Below are 16,622 nucleotides of genomic sequence, written 5' to 3' on the forward strand. Positions count from 1 at the left end.
CTCCATCGCGGTCATCGGTAGGTCTCCCGGAAGATCTGGTCGAGGCTGGCGGCGTGCTGGCCGCGGAGGTCGTCGGCGTCGCCGGAGAGCAGGACCCGGCCGTGGCGCATCATCACTGCCGCGTCGAGGATCGGCTCGAGGTCGTGTACCAGGTGGGTGGAGATGAGGAGCAGGGAGTCCTCGGCCAGGTTGCGCAGGAGCCCGTCGAGGATGAGCTGGCGCGCAGCCGGATCCACGCCCGAGATGGGCTCGTCCAGGAGGAACACGCGGGCGTCCCGCGACATCGCGAGCGCGATCTGCACCTTCTCGCGCATCCCCTTGGACATGTCCTTGAGCCGCGCGGTCTCCGGCAGCCCGAAGAACCCGATGAGGTCCCGGGCCTTCTCGAGCTGGAAGTCGGTGAAGAAGTCGCGGTAGAGCTCGAGGCAGTAGCTCACCCGCGCGGAGTCGGGGAGGAAGCTGGTGTCGGGCAGGAAGGACACGATCGCCTTGGACTCGGGGCCCGGGGCGCGGCCGGCGATGCGCACGTCGCCGTCGTAACCGGTCAGCACGCCGGCGAGGATCTTGAGCAACGTGGTCTTGCCGCAGCCGTTCTCGCCGAGTAGACCCACGATCTGCCCCGATGCCAGCGACATCGTCATCCCGTCGAGTGCGGCGGTGGCGCGGTAGGTCATGCGGAGGTCCGCGACCTCGACGAGTGTAGTGGTGGCGCCCATGTCAGGAACCTCCGTCGCGGGCCGTTGTGGTTGATGCTGTGTCGGGGTCATGCTCATGGGTGTCCCATCTCGTGTCGAGCAGTGTTCGTGCCTTGTCGTGCGCCATCCCGAGGCCCCGTACCCGCCGGATGAACTCGTCGGTGGCCCCCGCGGCCAGGTCGGCGCGGACCTCGTCGATCCGGGGCTCGTCGCTGGTGACAAACCGTCCGGTAGCCCGCTCGGACCGGCACAGGTCTAGCCGTTCCAGCTCGGCCAGCGCCCGCTGCGCGGTGTTGGGGTTGACGCCCAGGTCGGCCGCCAGGTCGCGGACGCCGGGCATCTTGTCGCCCGCCGCCCACTCCCCCGTCACGATGCGCCGCGAGAACTCCCCGACGAGCTGCATCCAGATCGGGGATGAGGTGTCGAACTCCATCGCTTACCCCGTTCCGTATTGCTGTATTAGGTCACTAATACAGTGACACCGGACGGCGGCTTTGTCAACGAGAGGAGCGACGACGAGCTGGGCGGTCGCGGACCCGCGGAGGTCAGCGCACAATCGGTACCCACACATCGGTACCCACTCCGCCCGAAGGGAGCCGCCATGGAGGCGCTCATCGTTTACGAATCCGCGTGGGGCAACACCAGGTTCGTCGCGGACGAGATCAGCGACGGCCTCTCCGAGCACGGGGTCGTCGAGGTGATCCCGGCCCACGAAGCACCGCGATTGGTCGACCTGACCGTGGACCTGCTCATCGTCGGCGCCCCCACCCACGCCTTCGGGCTCAGCCGGGAGGGCACCCGCGAGGAGGCCCACAACCGCGGAGGCGAGTTGATCTCGTCGGGGGTGCGCGAATGGCTCGACGCCAGCGGCCACGCCGACCTGGCGGTGGCCACCTTCGACACGCACATCCGCCACCCCGACCTGCCCGGACACGCCGGAAAGAGCATCGCCAAGAAGCTGAAGAAGCTGGGGTGTCGGATGATCGCGGACCCCGCGACCTTCTACGTGGACGGCCACGAGGGGCCGCTACTGCCCGGCGAGCTCGACCGGGCGCGGGCCTGGGGCGAGAGCCTGGCTAAGCGGGGTGACGGGTAGGCACTGACACGGAGCCCGCCGGATCGATCACCCCGTTGTCGGACCCGCGGGATAAAACGATGCCATGCAACCACCCGACACCGAGGAGTTCCGCTGGATGGCGGCCGTCGGCCTCTACGAGGGCGGCATGCACGCCAGGGAGGTGTGCCGACGCTTCGGCATCAACCGCCTGACACTGGCCAGGTGGTGCGACCGGATCGGCTTCCGCGCGACCTGGCCGGACCCCGACAGGCAGCCTCCCGTGCCGTTCCCCGCCCCGGACTACGCGCGGGACTGCGCGCGGGACGCCGACGCTTGCGCATACCCCTAGGGGTATGTAATCCTGGCTACAGCGAGCGACCCGAACCGTGGTCGCCCACCTGCCTGACCGAGGAGAACCATCATGTGCCGTCCCGCCACCTGCAAGACCTGCGGCAAGACCACCTGGGCCGGCTGCGGCAATCACGTGGACCAGGTGATGGCCGGCGTGCCCAGGATTGAGCGCTGCCCGGGCCACGAGCTCGAGGTCAAGCAGGGCTTCTTCACTAAGATGTTTGCGAAGTAGCCCCGCCGGGTCGCAGTCCGATGAGGACCGGCAACCCCCGCCGCTTGATCGAGCAAGTCGGCCCTGTCCCGCACCGCCTCGTTGCTAGCCTTCGGCTCACGAGGAGGGGAGCCAGCGTGAGAACACCGGCGATGCCCAGAGGGACCTTCGTGGCGCTCGTGGGGGCCTACGCGATTCTTTTCGTGCTCTCCAGCGCGTGGACAGCCTGGCAGGTTCTCGCGCATGGCCACGCCGGCGCCGACGCACCGATGTTCCCGGCGATGTCCCTCGGCGCATTGACGGCCGTGCTGCTGTGGACGTGGCTGGGCTCCAAGACCACCCTCCGGGGGCCGGTTGTCGCGCTCGGCTCCACACTCAATTTCCTCGCGGTCACCCTCGGCGTGCTGGCCGCGTGGTTCCTTACCGGATAGGGCTGGCTCCTACCCCACCGTCGCGGCCTTCCACGCCGAGTGGATTGCACCGTGGATGTAGCCCACCTCGCCGGCGTCGCCGAGCACCTCGCAGTCGATGCCCGCCGCGCGGAGTTCGTCGGCCAGCGGCGCGGACGCGGTGGTGCCATCGGCGTAGATGACCATGTCGGCCGGGGCCGAGGAGGCGTTGCCCTTGGCGTCGGCCCACTCCACACCGGACTCGGTGATGCGGGTGACCGTGACGCGGCGCTGGATGTCGACGCCATGCTCGCGGGCGTGACGGACCGCGGTCCAGCGGCGCGGCATGGCCAGCGGCAGGCCCAGCTGCTGCGACTCGTGCAGGAGCGTCACGCGACGCCCGCGCTCGGCCAGGAACTCGGCCAACTCCAGGCCCACCAGCGAACCACCGATCACCACCACGTCCTTGCCCATCGGCAGCGCGATCATGGTCAGACGGCGGATCCACGAGGGGCGCTTGGTGATGGTCGAGAGCCTGCCCAGTCGTCCGACCAGCCGGAGGAGGAGCCCGGCCTCGTCGGCGGTGGCGGTGCCCAGCATGGTCGCGCGCAGCGAGTCGCCCGTGTGCACATGCGGCAGGTCGCCGCCCGGGATGGACGGGGCGGGGCGCTTGGCGCCGGTCGCCACGATCACGCGGTCCGCACCGAGTGCGCGGATCGACTCGACCGTCGCCTCGGTGTTCAGCCGCACGTCGATGCCCAGCCGTTTCACCTCAGCCTGGAAAAAACGGATGAGCGGCTCGTTGTCGGGCGTGGTGAGCGTGGAGAACCACATGGTGCCGCCCAGCCGGTCGGCCTTGTCCAGCACGGTCACACGATGCCCACGCTCGGTCAGCACGAGGGCCGACTCGAGCCCGGCGGGACCGGCGCCCACCACCACGACGTGCTCGCGCTTGGGTGCGGGCGTCAGCGGCAGGAGCGTCTCGTTGCCCAGCGCCGGGTTGACCGCGCAGAACGGGGTGTCGTCGAAGAAGTTCTCGGCAACGCACAGGTAGCAGTTGATGCACGGGCGCACCCGCTCCGGCGTACCCGCACGCAGCTTGTTGGGCAGTTCCGGATCGGCGAGCAACTGCCTACCCATGGCGGCAAAGTCCACCTTGCCGTCGTCAATCGCTTTTTCCGCGACCTCAGGCAGCATCCGGCCCACGGCGATCACCGGGATCGACACGGCCTTCTTGATCACCGCGGCGTTGTCCACGTACGCGCCGATGGTGTCGGGCAGCGGACCGTCGGTGAAGTTGTCAAAGGGGTTACGGCCCCAGCCGGTCACGTGGATGGCGTCGGCGCCCGCGCGCTCGAACAGCACTGCGGCCTCGGTAGCCTCGGGCAGGCTCAGCCCGCCCTCCTGGCCGTACTCTTGCCCGGCCACGCGCACCAGCACGGCGAGCGTGTCCCCCACCCGCTCCTTGACCGCCGCGATGACCTCGCACGCCAACCGGGCCCGGTTCTCCAGCGATCCGCCATAGGCGTCGGTGCGGTGGTTGTCGCGCTGGTTGAGGAACACGCCCAGGATGTAGCCGTGGGCGACGTGGATCTCGATCGCGTCGGCGCCGGCGCGGGCGATGCGGTCGGCGGCCTCAGCCCAGGTGGAGATGAGCCACGCGATGTCCTCGCGCGTCATCTCCTTGTAGACCGTCTTCTTTCCGCCGCTGGCCGCACCCATCCGGCCCAGCTCCTCGGGGGTGCTGTCGGCCAGCGCGGAATAGTCGTAGTCGTAATCCGGGGCGCTCGGCGCGATCACCGGGCGGTCACTGGCGATGTCCACGCGCGCGACCTTGCCGTGGTGCGTGGACTGCACGCACAGCTTGGAGCCTGCCGCGTGCACCGCGTCGGCCAGCGCCTTGAGCCCGGGGATGAACTTGTCGTCCGACAGCCCCGGCTCCTTGAGCGACGCCGCGCCCACCGGGAACGCGATCGCACACGCGCCGGTGATGATCAGGCCCGCTCCCCCGGCCGCGCGCGCCACGTAGTGGTCGATCTCGCGCTGCTCGATCTCGCCGTCTTCCGAGACGTTCATATCCATGGCCGGCAGGACGATGCGGTTGGGCGTAGCCATGGGACCGATCCGGCCGGGCGACATGAGGTGAGGGAAAGAGGTGAGGGTAGCCACCCACAGGAGATTACGCCGGAGTCGACGGGTGTCAAGAACAGGTTCTAGTTCTGAGTGGGGCCGGGCCCCGGGGCGACGACGATAAGGTGCGCGGGTTCGTGAGGAGGGGTCCGTCGAGGGGGTTTTCCTCCGGCGCGGATTCCGGTTCTCATAGTCTCTTGCCGATGGACCAGAAAGCCCAGCGCAAGCGTCTGGGCTACAGCGACCTCGAAATCGAGGACGAGTTGCTGGAGGAAACCGTCGACACGGTCGTCGGCGCGCCCTAGCTGCCGAGCCCGAACCGAGCCGCGAGATACGGGAAGAGCCCCATGCACTCGGGAGTCAGGGCCAGGCACGTGACCTCATCCGGCCCGGGGCCGAACAGATAGCGCAGTGGATTCTCGATCGAGCCCTGGGGGAACATTGACCTCACTCCTCACAGTGGGTGTGTCTTACCTGTTGGTGCTGCCTTACCCGAATTATCGCTACCGCCCGGCGAGCCGTTAACCGCTCACCCGGCCAACCTCACCCCGCCAGCGTCGCCAGCGGCCCCGCCGGAGACACCGGGTCCAGGCAGCTGTCGGGGATGGTCGCCAGCGAGCACCACGCGGCGGGCAGCACAGGACGGTAGCTGTCCCCGACTCCCCCGGCCGCGATGATGTCCTGGTAGGCCTCGACGCCCGAGGTCGGCCGGCGGGTGAGCGTCGGGTCCGCGAGCACATCTACTCGATACAGCCCGAAGCGCGCGGAGTAGTCGCCCCACTCGTAGTTGTCGACCAACGACCAGTGGTTGTAGCCGATCACCGGGTAGCCGTCGGCCACCGCCCGCTGGAGCCAGAACACGGTGTCGCGCAGGAAGTCGCCCCGCTCGATGCCGTCCGCGCGGCCGCCGTCGGCGGTGGGCATCCCGTTCTCGACGATGTAGATCGGCTTGCCCGGATACGCGCGGGCGTAGTGCTTGACCGCCTCGTAGATCCCCTCGGGCTGCGGCCGGACGGCGGCGAAGTCGTCCCACGCGGCGTTGATGGCCGTGAGGTTGTTGGCCGCGACGCCGTAGTAGTAGTCGATGCCCACGTAGTCGACCACGTCGGAGACCCGGTCCCCGATCAGCATGTCGGTGAAGTCGGTGGCCAGGGGCAGGTAGGCCTCGTTCATGGTGACCATGGCGGCCGGGTCGGCGCGGTGGGCGGCCGCATACCCGAGCCGATGGGCGGCGACGACCGTGTCGAGGAACCGCGAGAAGTCGATCGGCCCGACGCGGCCGAGGGTCATCTCGTGCTTGAAAAAGACGAGCGGCTCGTTGAAGGTCACCCACATGGTGCCGTCGCCCGCCCAGCGATCGGTGATGAGCTCGGCGAACCGCCCGAACGAGTCCACGGCCGTGCCGGACAGCATCCCGCCCTCATCAGCGAGCCAGCCTGGGTAGACGTAGTGCACCATCGTGATCATCGGCGTCATGCCGTGGCTCCGGATCGTGTCGATGATCCGGTCGTAGTGCGCGAGCGCCTCGGCGTCGTACCGGCCTTTCACGGGCTCGATCCGGGCCCACTCGACGCTCAACCGGAAGGTGTTGACCCCCATCGCGGCCGCATTGGCCACGTCCTCGGGGTACCGGTTCCAGAAGTCCACCGAGTCGCCCACGGGGTCGGTCTGTCCTGACGGCGAGGTCGCGTCGACGTACCGCTTCCAGTTGGAGTCCGGGTTCGAGCCCTCCACCTGGAAGCCCGAGGTGGCCACTCCCCAGTGGAAGCCGGCGGGCGCTCCGGGTCCGGGGGACGCCGCGGCCGCGGACGCCCAGAGAAGCGGTGCCGTCGCCACGGCGAGCACCACGGCCACCGGGAGTGCCAGGGCCCTGATCACCACAGCCCTCATCACCACAGCCCTGATCGTCAGAGTTTTGATCGCCGCTGCCGACCACGCCACGCGCCTCGCACCGCTGCCCATGTCCGGAGCGTAGACAAGCCCCACCCGGCACGGTCCCGAATCCGCCCACCGCCCCGATGGACCGGGTAGAACTACGCTCGATCAACTGGGAACGCGACCACTCAAGAGACGGGGTTCGACGATGCCGGAGTGGGTGGCGGCAGGCGGCGCGGGGTTCGTCGCCGGGTGCGCACTGTTGGTGGGCAGCGCCATCGCGTGGTTCATCACGGTGCCCGCCCGCCTGGTGGCGGCGGTGATGGCCTTCGGTTCTGGCGTGTTGATCTCCGCGCTGTCCTTCGAACTCGTAGAGGAAGCGATGGACCAGGGCGGATTGCTGGCAACGGCGCTGGGCTTCCTCGCCGGGTCGCTGGTGTACGTGGGCCTCAACCTTCTCCTGGCCCGCCGAGGGGCGCGACACCGCAAACGCTCCGGCGACCAGCACCCCTCAGGCTCGAGCAGCGGTGGCGCGATCGCGATCGGCGCACTGATCGACGGTGTCCCGGAGTCGATGGTGCTCGGCCTGAGCTTCCTCACCGGCGGCGGGCTCAGCGTGCCGATGCTCGCGGCGGTCTTCATCTCCAACGTCCCCGAAGGCCTGTCCAGCACCGCCGGCATGAAGAGATCCGGGCGGACTCCCGGCTACGTCTTCGGAGTCTGGGGCGGCATCGCCGTCGCGTCCGGCCTGTCGGCTCTCGCGGGCTACCTGCTCCTGGACGGCGCGCCGCCCGGCGTGCTGGCCTTCGTCAACGCGCTGGCCGCCGGCGCGATCCTCGCGATGATCACCGACACCATGATCCCCGAGGCTTTTGAGAAGGCGTCCATCTACTCGGGACTCATCGCGACCCTCGGCTTCCTCGCCGCGTTCAGCCTCCACTCGCTGGGCTGATCTAACCCTCGGCCGCCCTACGATCCGCGTACCGGACACTCACCGATCGGTGACGCAACTGGATTGACTTCCGCTTGACATCGGCCCATGACTAGGCCGGATCGCGATCTCTCGACGAGCCGGAAGTCGGATCCGCGGAGTCTCTAACCCCCCAGTAACCGACTCTTGAGTTGAGTGAATTCTGTATCGCTCAGGATTCCTGACGCCTTTAGGTCCGAGAGTTTTGCCAGTTCATCCGCGATCGAACCCACCGATTCCGAGTTAATACTCGTTAATGGCATGGCCGAGCTAGTCACAGGCTGATGCGCCATCGAGATTAGTTGCCGTAGTCTCGCTACCCCCTGCTTAGCGTCATCGAATGGACGCACGATAGGAATCGCGTTCGGGGCCTTGTACGGATCGTCGTCACTATCTCGCCAGATACTGGTCTTGCCTCCGGTTTGGCCCGGCCCCTGGAGGATGACAGCGCCAGACATCATCCCCGTGTGGATCTGGACGCCGACGAGATTCTGGTAGTTCCAGGAAGTCAGCTCCGACCCGAAGGACGCTCCTGCCATAAATCCCTTCTTGTAAACGAATACTCTGTTATCCGTTCCAATCATCGCCTGATTACTGGGACCGACAATTACTGCTAGGACCTGCTCGCCGCCGACCAGGTTCTGACCGAGCGCTTCTAATGCCTTTTTATGCAGCTTTGAGACCGCGCCGTCTAGACCGCTCGCTACGTTGAGCCCGTGTTTAGCCATGCTCGAACTATGCCATGTGCACGAGCATCAGATTCTTGTTTCGTGTCGAGGGCACGACACAGGCCGACTCCGGATGGCGTCCGACGGGTTGCCGCCAATCCGGAGGCATGAACTCGTCCCTACGCCCGCCGCGCCCCAGCCCACCCCGGCCCGCGCACCAGGTACCCGACTCGGTCGCGCCAGGTCTGTGCCCGGAACACATCTCGGGCGATGCCGACCCACTCGTGCGTGGCGATCCGCAGCGGATTGAATGTGTCGATGTTCGTCGTCAGCCCGTAGACCACTCGCTCCCCCTCGGGCTCGAAGGTGCCGAACAGGCGGTCCCACAGGATGAGGATGCTGCCGTGGTTGCGGTCCAGGTACCTGCGGTTGCTGCCGTGGTGCACGCGATGATGCGCGGGCGAGTTGAACACCCGCTCGAAGGGCCCGATCGACCGGACGACCTCGGTGTGCACCCAGAACTGGTAGATCAGGTTGATCGCGCGCGCGTCCTGCACCAGCGCCGGCCGCACGCCCAGCAGCGAGAGCAGCCCGTACGGCACGTAGATCGTCAGCGCCTCCGCAACGGGTTGGCGCAGCGCGGTCGACAGGTTGTAGCGCTCGCTCGAGTGGTGCACCACGTGCATGGCCCACAGCCAGCGGCTCTCGTGATCGAAGCGGTGATTCCAGTAGTAGATGAAGTCCCACCCTCCGATCGCCGCCGCGTACGCCAGCGGGCCGGAGCCCAGGTCCAGCGGGGTGAGGCGGAACAGCTTCTTGCTCGCCGACTCCGCGCTCCACAGCGTCGCGACCGTCACCACCGCCGAGGCCAGCGCCGAGACCGCCGACCCTCCGGTGATGCGGCGCAGTGCGGGCGGCACGGGCGCGGAATCGGCGACGGGCGCGGGAGTTGAGGTGGCGACTTCGTCGTCGTCGTCGTCGTTCCCTGTTGTGGCGCGGGGATCCGACGACGACAGGGATGACGACGACAAGGGTGACGACGACAAGGCGCCCGCCTCGAGCAGCCCGGTGGTCCGGGTGCGCCGGACCACGTCTCCCACGGTCGCGGCGGCCGCAGCCGCGAGGGAGAAGCCCATGAGCGCCTTGGCGTACCGGCCGGTCCGCGGCGTGACGGGCGCGAGCAGGCGGTCGGCCACAAAGGGCGCGACCAGGCTGCCGACGCCCATCGACAGGCTGGCCATGGTGTCGGCGAACTCGTAGTCGCCGGCCCGGGTCCCCTCGGCGGGATTGCGGGACTGCCATGCGTACTCCGCCGCCATCGCGGCGATGAAGCCGGGGACGGCGAGGACTGTCAGATCAACCTTCACGCCCCCGAGGATATGACGCAGGTCACTCCGGGGCCGCCGATGGGTGTCAGTGGGCGGTCGCTGTGGCCGGGTCAGCGACGACGTGCTCGGTCGCCGGTCCCTCGGTCTGCGCGCTGTTGCGGACGAAGAACACGCCCACTACAGCGATCAGCGAGACGATCGCACCCAGCAGTAGCGCGTTGTGCACGCCGGTCATCTGCGCAGCGACGTCGTCCTTCCCGGACTCGGCGCCGGAGACGATGCCCAGCGTCATGACGGTGATGAACAGCGCCGTGCCGGCGGCCGCGGCCACCTGCTGCAGGGTGTTGAGCAGCGCCGAACCATGCGAGTACAGGTGCGGCGGGAGCGAACCCAGCGCCGAGGTCATGAGCGGGGAGAACAGGAACGCCAGGCCCACGCTGAGGACCATGTGCCACGCCACCACGACGATCAGGGAGCTGTCGGTCTGGAAGAACAGGTACATCCCCCAGAGGCCGGCGGCGGCCAGGATCGCACCGGGGATGATGAGGGGCCGAGCGCCGATGCGGTCGAAGCTCCGGCCTACGAAGAAGCCGAGGACGCCCATGAGCAGGCCGCCGGGCAGCAGTGCCAGGCCGGACTCCAGGGTGCTCGTGCCCAGGACCTGCTGCATGTAGAGCGGCAGCAGGATCAGGGTGCCGAACAGCGACATCATCGAGACGAGCATGAGCGACAGGCTCACGGTGAAGGTCGGGAAGGTGAACGCCCGCACGTCCAGCAGGGCGTTGTCCTTGAGCGAGAGCTGGCGCCACACGAACACGGCCAGCGCGGCCACACCCACCGCGATGGGGATCCAGGGCGTGATGAGTGCGCTGTGGTTGGCGGCCTCACCGATCGAGCTGAGGCCGAAGATCAGCCCGGCGAAGCCGACCGCGGAGAGCACGCCCGAGAAGATGTCGAGCGGGATCGGGCGCGGCTCGGTGACGTTGCGGATGAGCATGGCGCCGGCGACCAGGGCCAGGATGCCGATCGGCAGGACCAGCCAGAACATCCAGCGCCAGCTGAGCGACTCCAGGACCAGGCCGCCGACGGTGGGGCCGATTGCCGGGGCCACGGCGATCACGATGGAGATGACGCCCATGGTGCGTCCACGCCGGTTGGCCGGCACCACGTTGAGGACGGTGGTCATGAGCAGCGGGATCATGATCGCGGTGCCCACGGCCTGCACCACGCGGCCGGCCACCAGCACCACGAACACCGGAGCCAGCGAGGCCAGCAGGGTGCCTAGGGTGAAGGTGGTCATCGCGATGATGAACACGGTCCGCAGCGGCAGTCGGACGAGCATCCACCCGGTGAACGGGATGACCACGGCCATGGTGAGCATGAACCCGGTGGTCAGCCACTGCGCGGTGGCCGCGGTAACGGAGAACTCGCGCATCAGCTGGGGCAGTGCCACCGACATGATGGTCTCGTTGAGGATCACCACGAACGCGGCGGCGACGAGCAGCGCGATCAGCCGCGTCGTCGCGGGGGGCAGGGGCGCGGAGCCGCCGGTGTGGTCGCGCTTGTGTGAATCGTGCTTGCTTGAATCGTGCTCTGCGGCCGGAGACTCTACGGCGGTTGACTCTGTCGTCACGGGGGTCCTTAAGGAATTGCGAGGTACAGGAAGACGGGAGGCCGGGCGACCCTGGGCCGCGCACCGGAACCCTCGCAACCTACCGGATGAGGGGCTGTCAAACTCGGTGTCGTGACAACTGTTACAGGGGCGGGGTCGCGGGAATAAAACCAGGAGAAGCGACGACGACGAGGAGCGCCCGGCGCGGCCCGCATTCTGACCGCGACCCGGCCCGAGCGGTTGACCCGGGTGGGCGTCACCCCGTCCCCTTCCCATTCGCCGGGTAGTCGCAACGGACGAATTGCCAGCCTCGATCGGATGACCAGAATTGGGGCCGCCCTCGCCGGAACCCCGCGTCGCCGACCGGTCTCGGCAGCGAGCAGGACATCCTTCACGCTGCGGGCGACCTCCCCATCCGATGTCGTCGGGGTGACGAATCCCGGACATGCATACGGTTCCGCACTCACCTCGTCCCGCGAGCTTCCACGTAGCAGTCGCCGGTTCGGAGGTCCGGGGCCTTTTCACGGACGCTCAGGTCGCCACGCAGGAGCCGGATCGCCCGCGGATCACCTCGCGGGAGTACTGGTCGCAGGCTCGGCGCTCTAATGCCTTCGGCGACTCGAGTGCGTGGGGGAACTGGCTGCCGGTCGCGACGACGGGTTGGGGCGCACTCTTCGTCGTCGCGCCGCTGCTCATCGCGAACTTCCTGGTCTGGGCAACCGGCGCGCACCTCCGCGACCACCACACACCCGACCGACCCGGGTTCGACGACCACGCCTGAGTACAGCCGCCATGAGCGGGATCGCTACGACGGCCGACCAGACCGCTGTCCGCCAACGCGCCAGGCCCGGGCTGGTCGCCTCACGTTCAGTACTTCTAGCCCCAGATCAAGGCGCCGATAACCCCACCGAGCACGATGCCGACCAGCACCATCAGAAATGTCGAGGCCACCACGAGCGGCCCGGCGATGAGCGCGACACCCTGGCGGCGGAGAGTGCTCCACGGCAGGATCAGCCCCCCTACTATCGCCGGTGCCAGGCACCACCACATCCAGGCGTCAGGCGCCTCCGGAACGAATCGGAAGAAGGCCCAACCGCTCCACACGATCGAGGCACACAGGGCTGCAAAGGCCGACCACGGAGACGTCCTCATCTCGCCGATCACAGGGAACCCTCCGCCGCCGCGGCAATAACGCCGACCAGGATCATGGCGCCGGCCACGCCCGCCCAGCGCCCGCTTCGCGTGACCCGCTCCCGACTCCGCCACGACATCACCGCGCACACGAGCCCCGGTGCGACCGACGTGACCACCATGACCCCGAGGCCGATCTCCTTTGTCGACATCAGTTCTGCCACTCCGAGGAGCACGCCCGCAAGTGCCAGCGTCCACAGGGGCAACGCGATTACGCAGGTGACGCCAGCGAACCACCACATCGTGGGGACCGGGTCCGGGTCAACCGCGAGGGGCGATCGGGGTGACGACGACATCGTCAGCTTCCTCTCCTAGAACGGCGACGCCGGGACGGCTGTCGCTTCCGTCGAACCGAACCGATGACGGATCTTCGAATGGACTGAGCAATCGCGATTCCCCGACATCATGCTGGAAGGGAAGCGCGGCAACCGGGCCGAACTGGTCAAATCCGAGTGGATGGGCAGCGGGGTCCGTGGTCAGAGTCATCACGGTGCCGTCCGGCGCGTGCTGGTAGACCTCGAAGGCTGGATAGTTGCCCCGGATCCCGCCGACGGAAATGCGGCCGTCCTCGGGGATCACCGCGAAGTCGCCAGCGACGCGGTGAACAGGCCATCCAGAGAGAGGCGCGAGTGGATTGCCCGCCTCGACCCCGATCCTGACTCCCCCTTCGGTCAGCTGTTGCACCTGTACGTCGGGCGTTCCGACTCCGATATCTCCGTCCTCGGAGACCGACGGGTTCTGCCGCGCCACCACGAGTCCCGATTCAAAATCCACCGCGAGCTCGACGCGCGCATTCCCGATTTCCCGCGGCGACTCCGGTCCGCGGAAGTCACCGAGGTCGTAGTCCATGTGCCAGAAACCGGCATTGAAGACGCTGTAACTCGGAATGTAGAGATCCATTGTCACCACGCCATTCCCCGGTCGGGGCTCGATGCGTCCGAGCACTACTCGAGCGTCTCTGCCCCGGTATCTCTCCGCCTCCGACGTGGGATCCAGCATCGTCGCGATCAGCCAGTCGTTCACAGTCTCCGGAGGCCTGCCGGTGGCTCGTTCAAACGCGGCAGCGTGATCCAGCCGCCTGCCGCATTGCACTGCCCGTTCGACGGCGGCAGTGAGTCGTTCCGCGCAGGCCGCGTCCTCCTGGCACGCGAACCTCACGGCGGAGTCCAGCTGATCCTGACCAACTCGGATCGCCTGCCTCACACGCTCCGGGTCGGTCTCGGGCGTCGGGACCAACGCCATCGGCGAGATGTTGACCGTCCAGTCATCGTGGACGACGAGGCCGCAGGGGTCGCTTTCGATCTCAGTCGCGATGCTCTCGGCGGACGCTCTGGCGAAGTCCAGGCGGCTGCCCACCGTGCGCAGCACCTCGGCGACCTCTTCTAACTCGACGGCGAGCTTTCGCGCTGACTCCGACTCCTCCACCAAGCGATCTCGGCAGGCATCCGCCGCCTGTCCGGACCACGAGGGGTCCACTCGATCGGGCGCACTCTCTGCGCTGGAGACGGCGTCGAGGAAACCGCTGCGGACCCGGTCGAGATGGGAGGCCGCCGCGCAGACGCCCTCGGTTGACCACGCTGCCAGGGTCGCGCGGGTGAGCGCGGCGGTCATCGGTCTCCGTCGATCCGCCGGAGCGTGGCCGCGAAAGCGTCATCGGCTGCGTGGGCACTGTCCGCGGTGTCCCGCGCGCACTCGGCCATCGTGCGGAAGCGAGCGATCGTTCGCACAACCCCCGAGTTGAGGGGAACCCCCGCGGATCTCATCGTTTGCGCCGTGAGACTCCCGCCCACCGAATCTGCGCCCAGAGCCACCGCACCGCCGGGGTCGAGGCTGCCCATCGAGTCCGCCAGCGCGTGCCACGCCGACCCGAGATCACGAAGCAGATCGGGATTCACACGCAATGGCACTGGCACCGTCATCACCCCTCCTCGTCGTCGGGGTGTTTCTCACCCTTCTACTGGAGTTGACGGCACCAAGAGCTCATTCGGTTCCACCGAACAGCGTCAAGCCGTCGGCGCGGTCCGAACGGCCAGTCGCCACAGGATGGTGCGTTCGAGGGCCCGGGCGGCGTGGAGCGGATCGGAGCTGTCCGCCGCGCGCGGGTGGCGCGGCGTCGTCTCGTGTTGGCCGGCAATGGTCAAACCGGCGTCGGCGATGCGTGCGACCAGCTCGTCGCGAGTGCGCAGACCGAGGTGCTCGGCGAGGTCGGACAGGATCAGCCATCCCTCACCCCGCGGCGTCAGGTGATCCGGGAGCTCGCCCAGGAAGCGGTGGAGCATGTCGGAGCCGGGGTCGTAGATCCCCTGCTCGAGGGCCGAGGTCGGGCGTCCGGGTATCCACGGCGGATTGCATACCACCACGTCGGCGCGCTGGCCGCCGGTCGGCCAGAGATCGGCCTCAACTACGCGGACCCGGTCCGCCAGCCCCAGGCGCTCCACGTTCTCCCGCGCGCACTGCACCGCGCGAGGGCTGATGTCGGTCGCCACGACCTCCCGGGCCCCGCGCTTGACCAGGACGGCCGCGAGTACTCCGGTCCCGGTGCCGATGTCCCAGACGACGGGATGGTCGAGTCCCTGCGGCCAGGGGGCGTCGGCGACCAGGTCGATGTACTCGTCGCGGGTGGGGGTGAAGACGCCGTGGGCGGGGTGGATCCGAGCGCCCAGGGCGGCGACCTCGACGCCCTTGCGGTGCCACTCGTACGCGCTGATGACGCCCAGGAGCTCGGGCAGCGAGACGAGCGTCTCCACGCCCGCGGCTGCGTTCGGCTCGCCGGCGGAGTTGTTGTGCTCGGCGTTCGGCCCGTCGACCGGCGGCCCGTAGGCATGGGCGCAGGCGGCACGCGTGTCGGGCGCTCTGCGCAGCGAGATCGTGTAGTCGGGCTCTAGCGGTATGAGGATCTTGCCCAGGATCGCTGCGCGTTGTGCGCGCGCCTTCCGGTTGGCGAGGAAGATCTCGCCCGGTTCGGAGGCCTGCGGTGTTCGGGATTCGCGCTTCTCCAGGCGCCGGTCGAGGGCGCGCATGAGCTGACGGGCGTTCTGGAAGTCGCCTCGCCAGAGCAGGCTCGAGCCTCTCCGGGCGATCCGGAGAGCCTTGTCTGCGGCGATGTCGTCGGTGATCACCACGATGCCGGTCGGCGCCGGAGCGGCGTTCTCCGAGCGCCAGCGCGCGGTGCGTTGCGTGTCGTTCTCGGTCCAACTGACTGTTGTCATGGGGTGTCCAGACAATGGGCGTGAGAAAGCACTTGCATCCTTTGGCTAGCCGCACAAGGCGGCAGAAGCATGAATACGGGAAATTGCGTCGTTTCGAGAATAGGACAGAACACTCAGTCTCCGTCGGCTCGCTCGGCTCAGAATAGGTTCCCGGTGCGGACCGTCAGGCAGAGCCCCGACCTGACGCGTCGCAGCAGCACCGACATCCGCCGTCATGACCGAGCAGCTGGATGCTGGTGGCCGGACCGGTGAGCCCCACCGCGGGTACTCGGCGGGGTGCGCGGACTCAGAGGTGCCGCGCCGGATCCATCCGTTGATGCAGGATTCGCACCACATCGACCCCCACGGTGCTCTCGACGTAGAAGAGCAGATGGCTTCCGATGCCGTAGCGCCGGTAGCCTTTGCGAATCTCGTCGCACTGGCGGCCGCGGCGCGGATCCTCCGCTATCCGCTCGACGGCGGCTCTGATCTCGTTGATGTAGGTCTCGGCTTGACGGGCGTCCCAGCGCTCTTCGGTTAAATCCCAGATAGACGAGAGATCGCGTTGGGCGGCTGGGGTGAGCCGGTACCTGGTCACGCCTTCTTTGCCGCGACAAAGGCGTCGAAGTCGAAGGACTCCGGCGTGCCGCTGGTCTCGCCGTCGAGGAGCGCGGCTCGCAGTGTGGCCAACTGTGTCTCTCTGTCCTCGAGCAGCCGCAGGCCCGCGCGGATGACCTCGCTGGCGGACCGGTACCGACCCGACGCAACCTCTCGGGCGAGAAAGTCCGAGAAATGGTCATCAAGGCTAATCGACGTGTTCTGAGCCATCAGACGACAGTACCAATTATTGGTACTCGTCGGAGCGAGCTGGTCGCCACCTGTACTGACCAAACAGGAGAGCGCCGACCTCATCGATTCGGAGGGGAGAGGAGGAGAAACACGTGGCTGCGCCGAGCT

Annotated in this window: 20 protein-coding genes; 6 read left to right on the forward strand and 14 right to left on the reverse strand. The window is 67.8% G+C overall.

What is annotated here, in order from left to right:
* Positions 1-11: 11 nt before the first annotated feature.
* Together R4P08_RS16110 and R4P08_RS16115 are read right to left on the reverse strand one after the other, a co-directional pair.
* Complete coding sequence (locus R4P08_RS16110; RefSeq protein ID WP_317814922.1) at positions 12-716, reverse strand: ABC transporter ATP-binding protein; 705 nt, start codon at positions 714-716, stop codon at positions 12-14.
* A 1-nt stretch (position 717) separates the two neighbouring features.
* Entirely contained in the window at positions 718-1,128 is a 411-nt protein-coding gene (locus R4P08_RS16115) for a GntR family transcriptional regulator (protein WP_317814924.1), read from the reverse strand.
* Between the two features lie 168 nt (positions 1,129-1,296).
* Between R4P08_RS16115 and R4P08_RS16120 the strand changes: the two genes are divergently transcribed.
* The 4 genes from R4P08_RS16120 to R4P08_RS16135 all read left to right on the forward strand — a co-directional run bounded on the left by R4P08_RS16120 (position 1,297) and on the right by R4P08_RS16135 (position 2,745).
* Positions 1,297-1,791, forward strand: coding sequence for a flavodoxin family protein (locus tag R4P08_RS16120; protein ID WP_317814925.1), 495 nt, complete (start codon positions 1,297-1,299; stop codon positions 1,789-1,791).
* Positions 1,792-1,855: 64 nt separating this feature from the next.
* On the forward strand, positions 1,856-2,101 hold the full coding sequence (locus R4P08_RS16125; protein WP_317814926.1) for a helix-turn-helix domain-containing protein: 246 nt from the start codon (positions 1,856-1,858) through the stop codon (positions 2,099-2,101).
* 72 nt (positions 2,102-2,173) lie between these two features.
* Positions 2,174-2,335, forward strand: a complete 162-nt coding sequence (locus R4P08_RS16130; RefSeq protein ID WP_317814927.1) for a hypothetical protein — start codon at positions 2,174-2,176, stop codon at positions 2,333-2,335.
* A 131-nt stretch (positions 2,336-2,466) separates the two neighbouring features.
* Positions 2,467-2,745 carry a hypothetical protein gene (locus tag R4P08_RS16135; RefSeq protein ID WP_317814928.1) on the forward strand — a complete coding sequence of 93 codons (279 nt, stop codon included), beginning with the start codon at positions 2,467-2,469 and terminating at the stop codon, positions 2,743-2,745.
* Between the two features lie 9 nt (positions 2,746-2,754).
* Here the strand turns inward: R4P08_RS16135 and R4P08_RS16140 are convergent, their stop codons facing one another.
* The 3 genes from R4P08_RS16140 to R4P08_RS16150 form a co-directional block, all read right to left on the reverse strand.
* Entirely contained in the window at positions 2,755-4,842 is a 2,088-nt protein-coding gene (locus R4P08_RS16140; protein ID WP_317814979.1) for an NAD(P)/FAD-dependent oxidoreductase, read from the reverse strand.
* A gap of 292 nt (positions 4,843-5,134) precedes the next feature.
* Entirely contained in the window at positions 5,135-5,275 is a 141-nt protein-coding gene (locus R4P08_RS16145; RefSeq protein WP_317814929.1) for a hypothetical protein, read from the reverse strand.
* Positions 5,276-5,376: 101 nt separating this feature from the next.
* Positions 5,377-6,723 (reverse strand): family 1 glycosylhydrolase, encoded by a 1,347-nt coding sequence (locus tag R4P08_RS16150; RefSeq protein WP_411741229.1) that lies wholly within the window; start codon positions 6,721-6,723, stop codon positions 5,377-5,379.
* A 193-nt stretch (positions 6,724-6,916) separates the two neighbouring features.
* Here R4P08_RS16150 and R4P08_RS16155 point away from each other — a divergent pair, with 193 nt between their 5' ends.
* Positions 6,917-7,660 carry a ZIP family zinc transporter gene (locus tag R4P08_RS16155; protein ID WP_317814931.1) on the forward strand — a complete coding sequence of 248 codons (744 nt, stop codon included), beginning with the start codon at positions 6,917-6,919 and terminating at the stop codon, positions 7,658-7,660.
* Positions 7,661-7,803: 143 nt separating this feature from the next.
* On the opposite strand, the gene R4P08_RS16160 is transcribed toward R4P08_RS16155, so the two are convergent.
* From R4P08_RS16160 to R4P08_RS16170, 3 genes are all read right to left on the reverse strand, one after another.
* Entirely contained in the window at positions 7,804-8,406 is a 603-nt protein-coding gene (locus R4P08_RS16160) for an SHOCT domain-containing protein (RefSeq protein WP_317814932.1), read from the reverse strand.
* A 119-nt stretch (positions 8,407-8,525) separates the two neighbouring features.
* Positions 8,526-9,713 (reverse strand): sterol desaturase family protein, encoded by a 1,188-nt coding sequence (locus tag R4P08_RS16165; protein WP_317814933.1) that lies wholly within the window; start codon positions 9,711-9,713, stop codon positions 8,526-8,528.
* Positions 9,714-9,759: 46 nt separating this feature from the next.
* Positions 9,760-11,208, reverse strand: a complete 1,449-nt coding sequence (locus R4P08_RS16170) for an MDR family MFS transporter (protein WP_317814980.1) — start codon at positions 11,206-11,208, stop codon at positions 9,760-9,762.
* 523 nt (positions 11,209-11,731) lie between these two features.
* On the opposite strand from R4P08_RS16170, the gene R4P08_RS16175 reads away from it, so the two are divergent.
* On the forward strand, positions 11,732-12,067 hold the full coding sequence (locus R4P08_RS16175) for a hypothetical protein (protein WP_317814934.1): 336 nt from the start codon (positions 11,732-11,734) through the stop codon (positions 12,065-12,067).
* 95 nt (positions 12,068-12,162) lie between these two features.
* Here the strand turns inward: R4P08_RS16175 and R4P08_RS16180 are convergent, their stop codons facing one another.
* The 6 genes from R4P08_RS16180 to R4P08_RS16205 all read right to left on the reverse strand — a co-directional run bounded on the left by R4P08_RS16180 (position 12,163) and on the right by R4P08_RS16205 (position 16,493).
* Positions 12,163-12,438, reverse strand: coding sequence for a hypothetical protein (locus R4P08_RS16180; RefSeq protein WP_317814935.1), 276 nt, complete (start codon positions 12,436-12,438; stop codon positions 12,163-12,165).
* Positions 12,439-12,446: 8 nt separating this feature from the next.
* Entirely contained in the window at positions 12,447-12,773 is a 327-nt protein-coding gene (locus R4P08_RS16185; RefSeq protein WP_317814936.1) for a hypothetical protein, read from the reverse strand.
* The gene (locus R4P08_RS16190) at positions 12,739-14,088 is read right to left on the reverse strand and encodes a WXG100 family type VII secretion target (RefSeq protein ID WP_317814937.1); all 1,350 of its coding nucleotides are present in this window, start codon (positions 14,086-14,088) and stop codon (positions 12,739-12,741) included. Before R4P08_RS16190 ends, R4P08_RS16185 begins: the two co-directional genes overlap by 35 nt.
* Before the next feature lie 392 nt (positions 14,089-14,480).
* Positions 14,481-15,686, reverse strand: a complete 1,206-nt coding sequence (locus R4P08_RS16195; RefSeq protein WP_317814938.1) for a class I SAM-dependent methyltransferase — start codon at positions 15,684-15,686, stop codon at positions 14,481-14,483.
* Between the two features lie 286 nt (positions 15,687-15,972).
* Entirely contained in the window at positions 15,973-16,263 is a 291-nt protein-coding gene (locus tag R4P08_RS16200; RefSeq protein ID WP_317814939.1) for a type II toxin-antitoxin system RelE/ParE family toxin, read from the reverse strand.
* Positions 16,260-16,493, reverse strand: coding sequence for a type II toxin-antitoxin system ParD family antitoxin (locus tag R4P08_RS16205; protein ID WP_317814940.1), 234 nt, complete (start codon positions 16,491-16,493; stop codon positions 16,260-16,262). Before R4P08_RS16205 ends, R4P08_RS16200 begins: the two co-directional genes overlap by 4 nt.
* Positions 16,494-16,622 lie beyond the last annotated feature (129 nt).

Origin of the sequence: Rhodococcus sp. IEGM 1408 (assembly GCF_033142235.1) — a bacterium.
In the GTDB taxonomy this organism is placed as follows: domain Bacteria; phylum Actinomycetota; class Actinomycetes; order Mycobacteriales; family Mycobacteriaceae; genus Dietzia.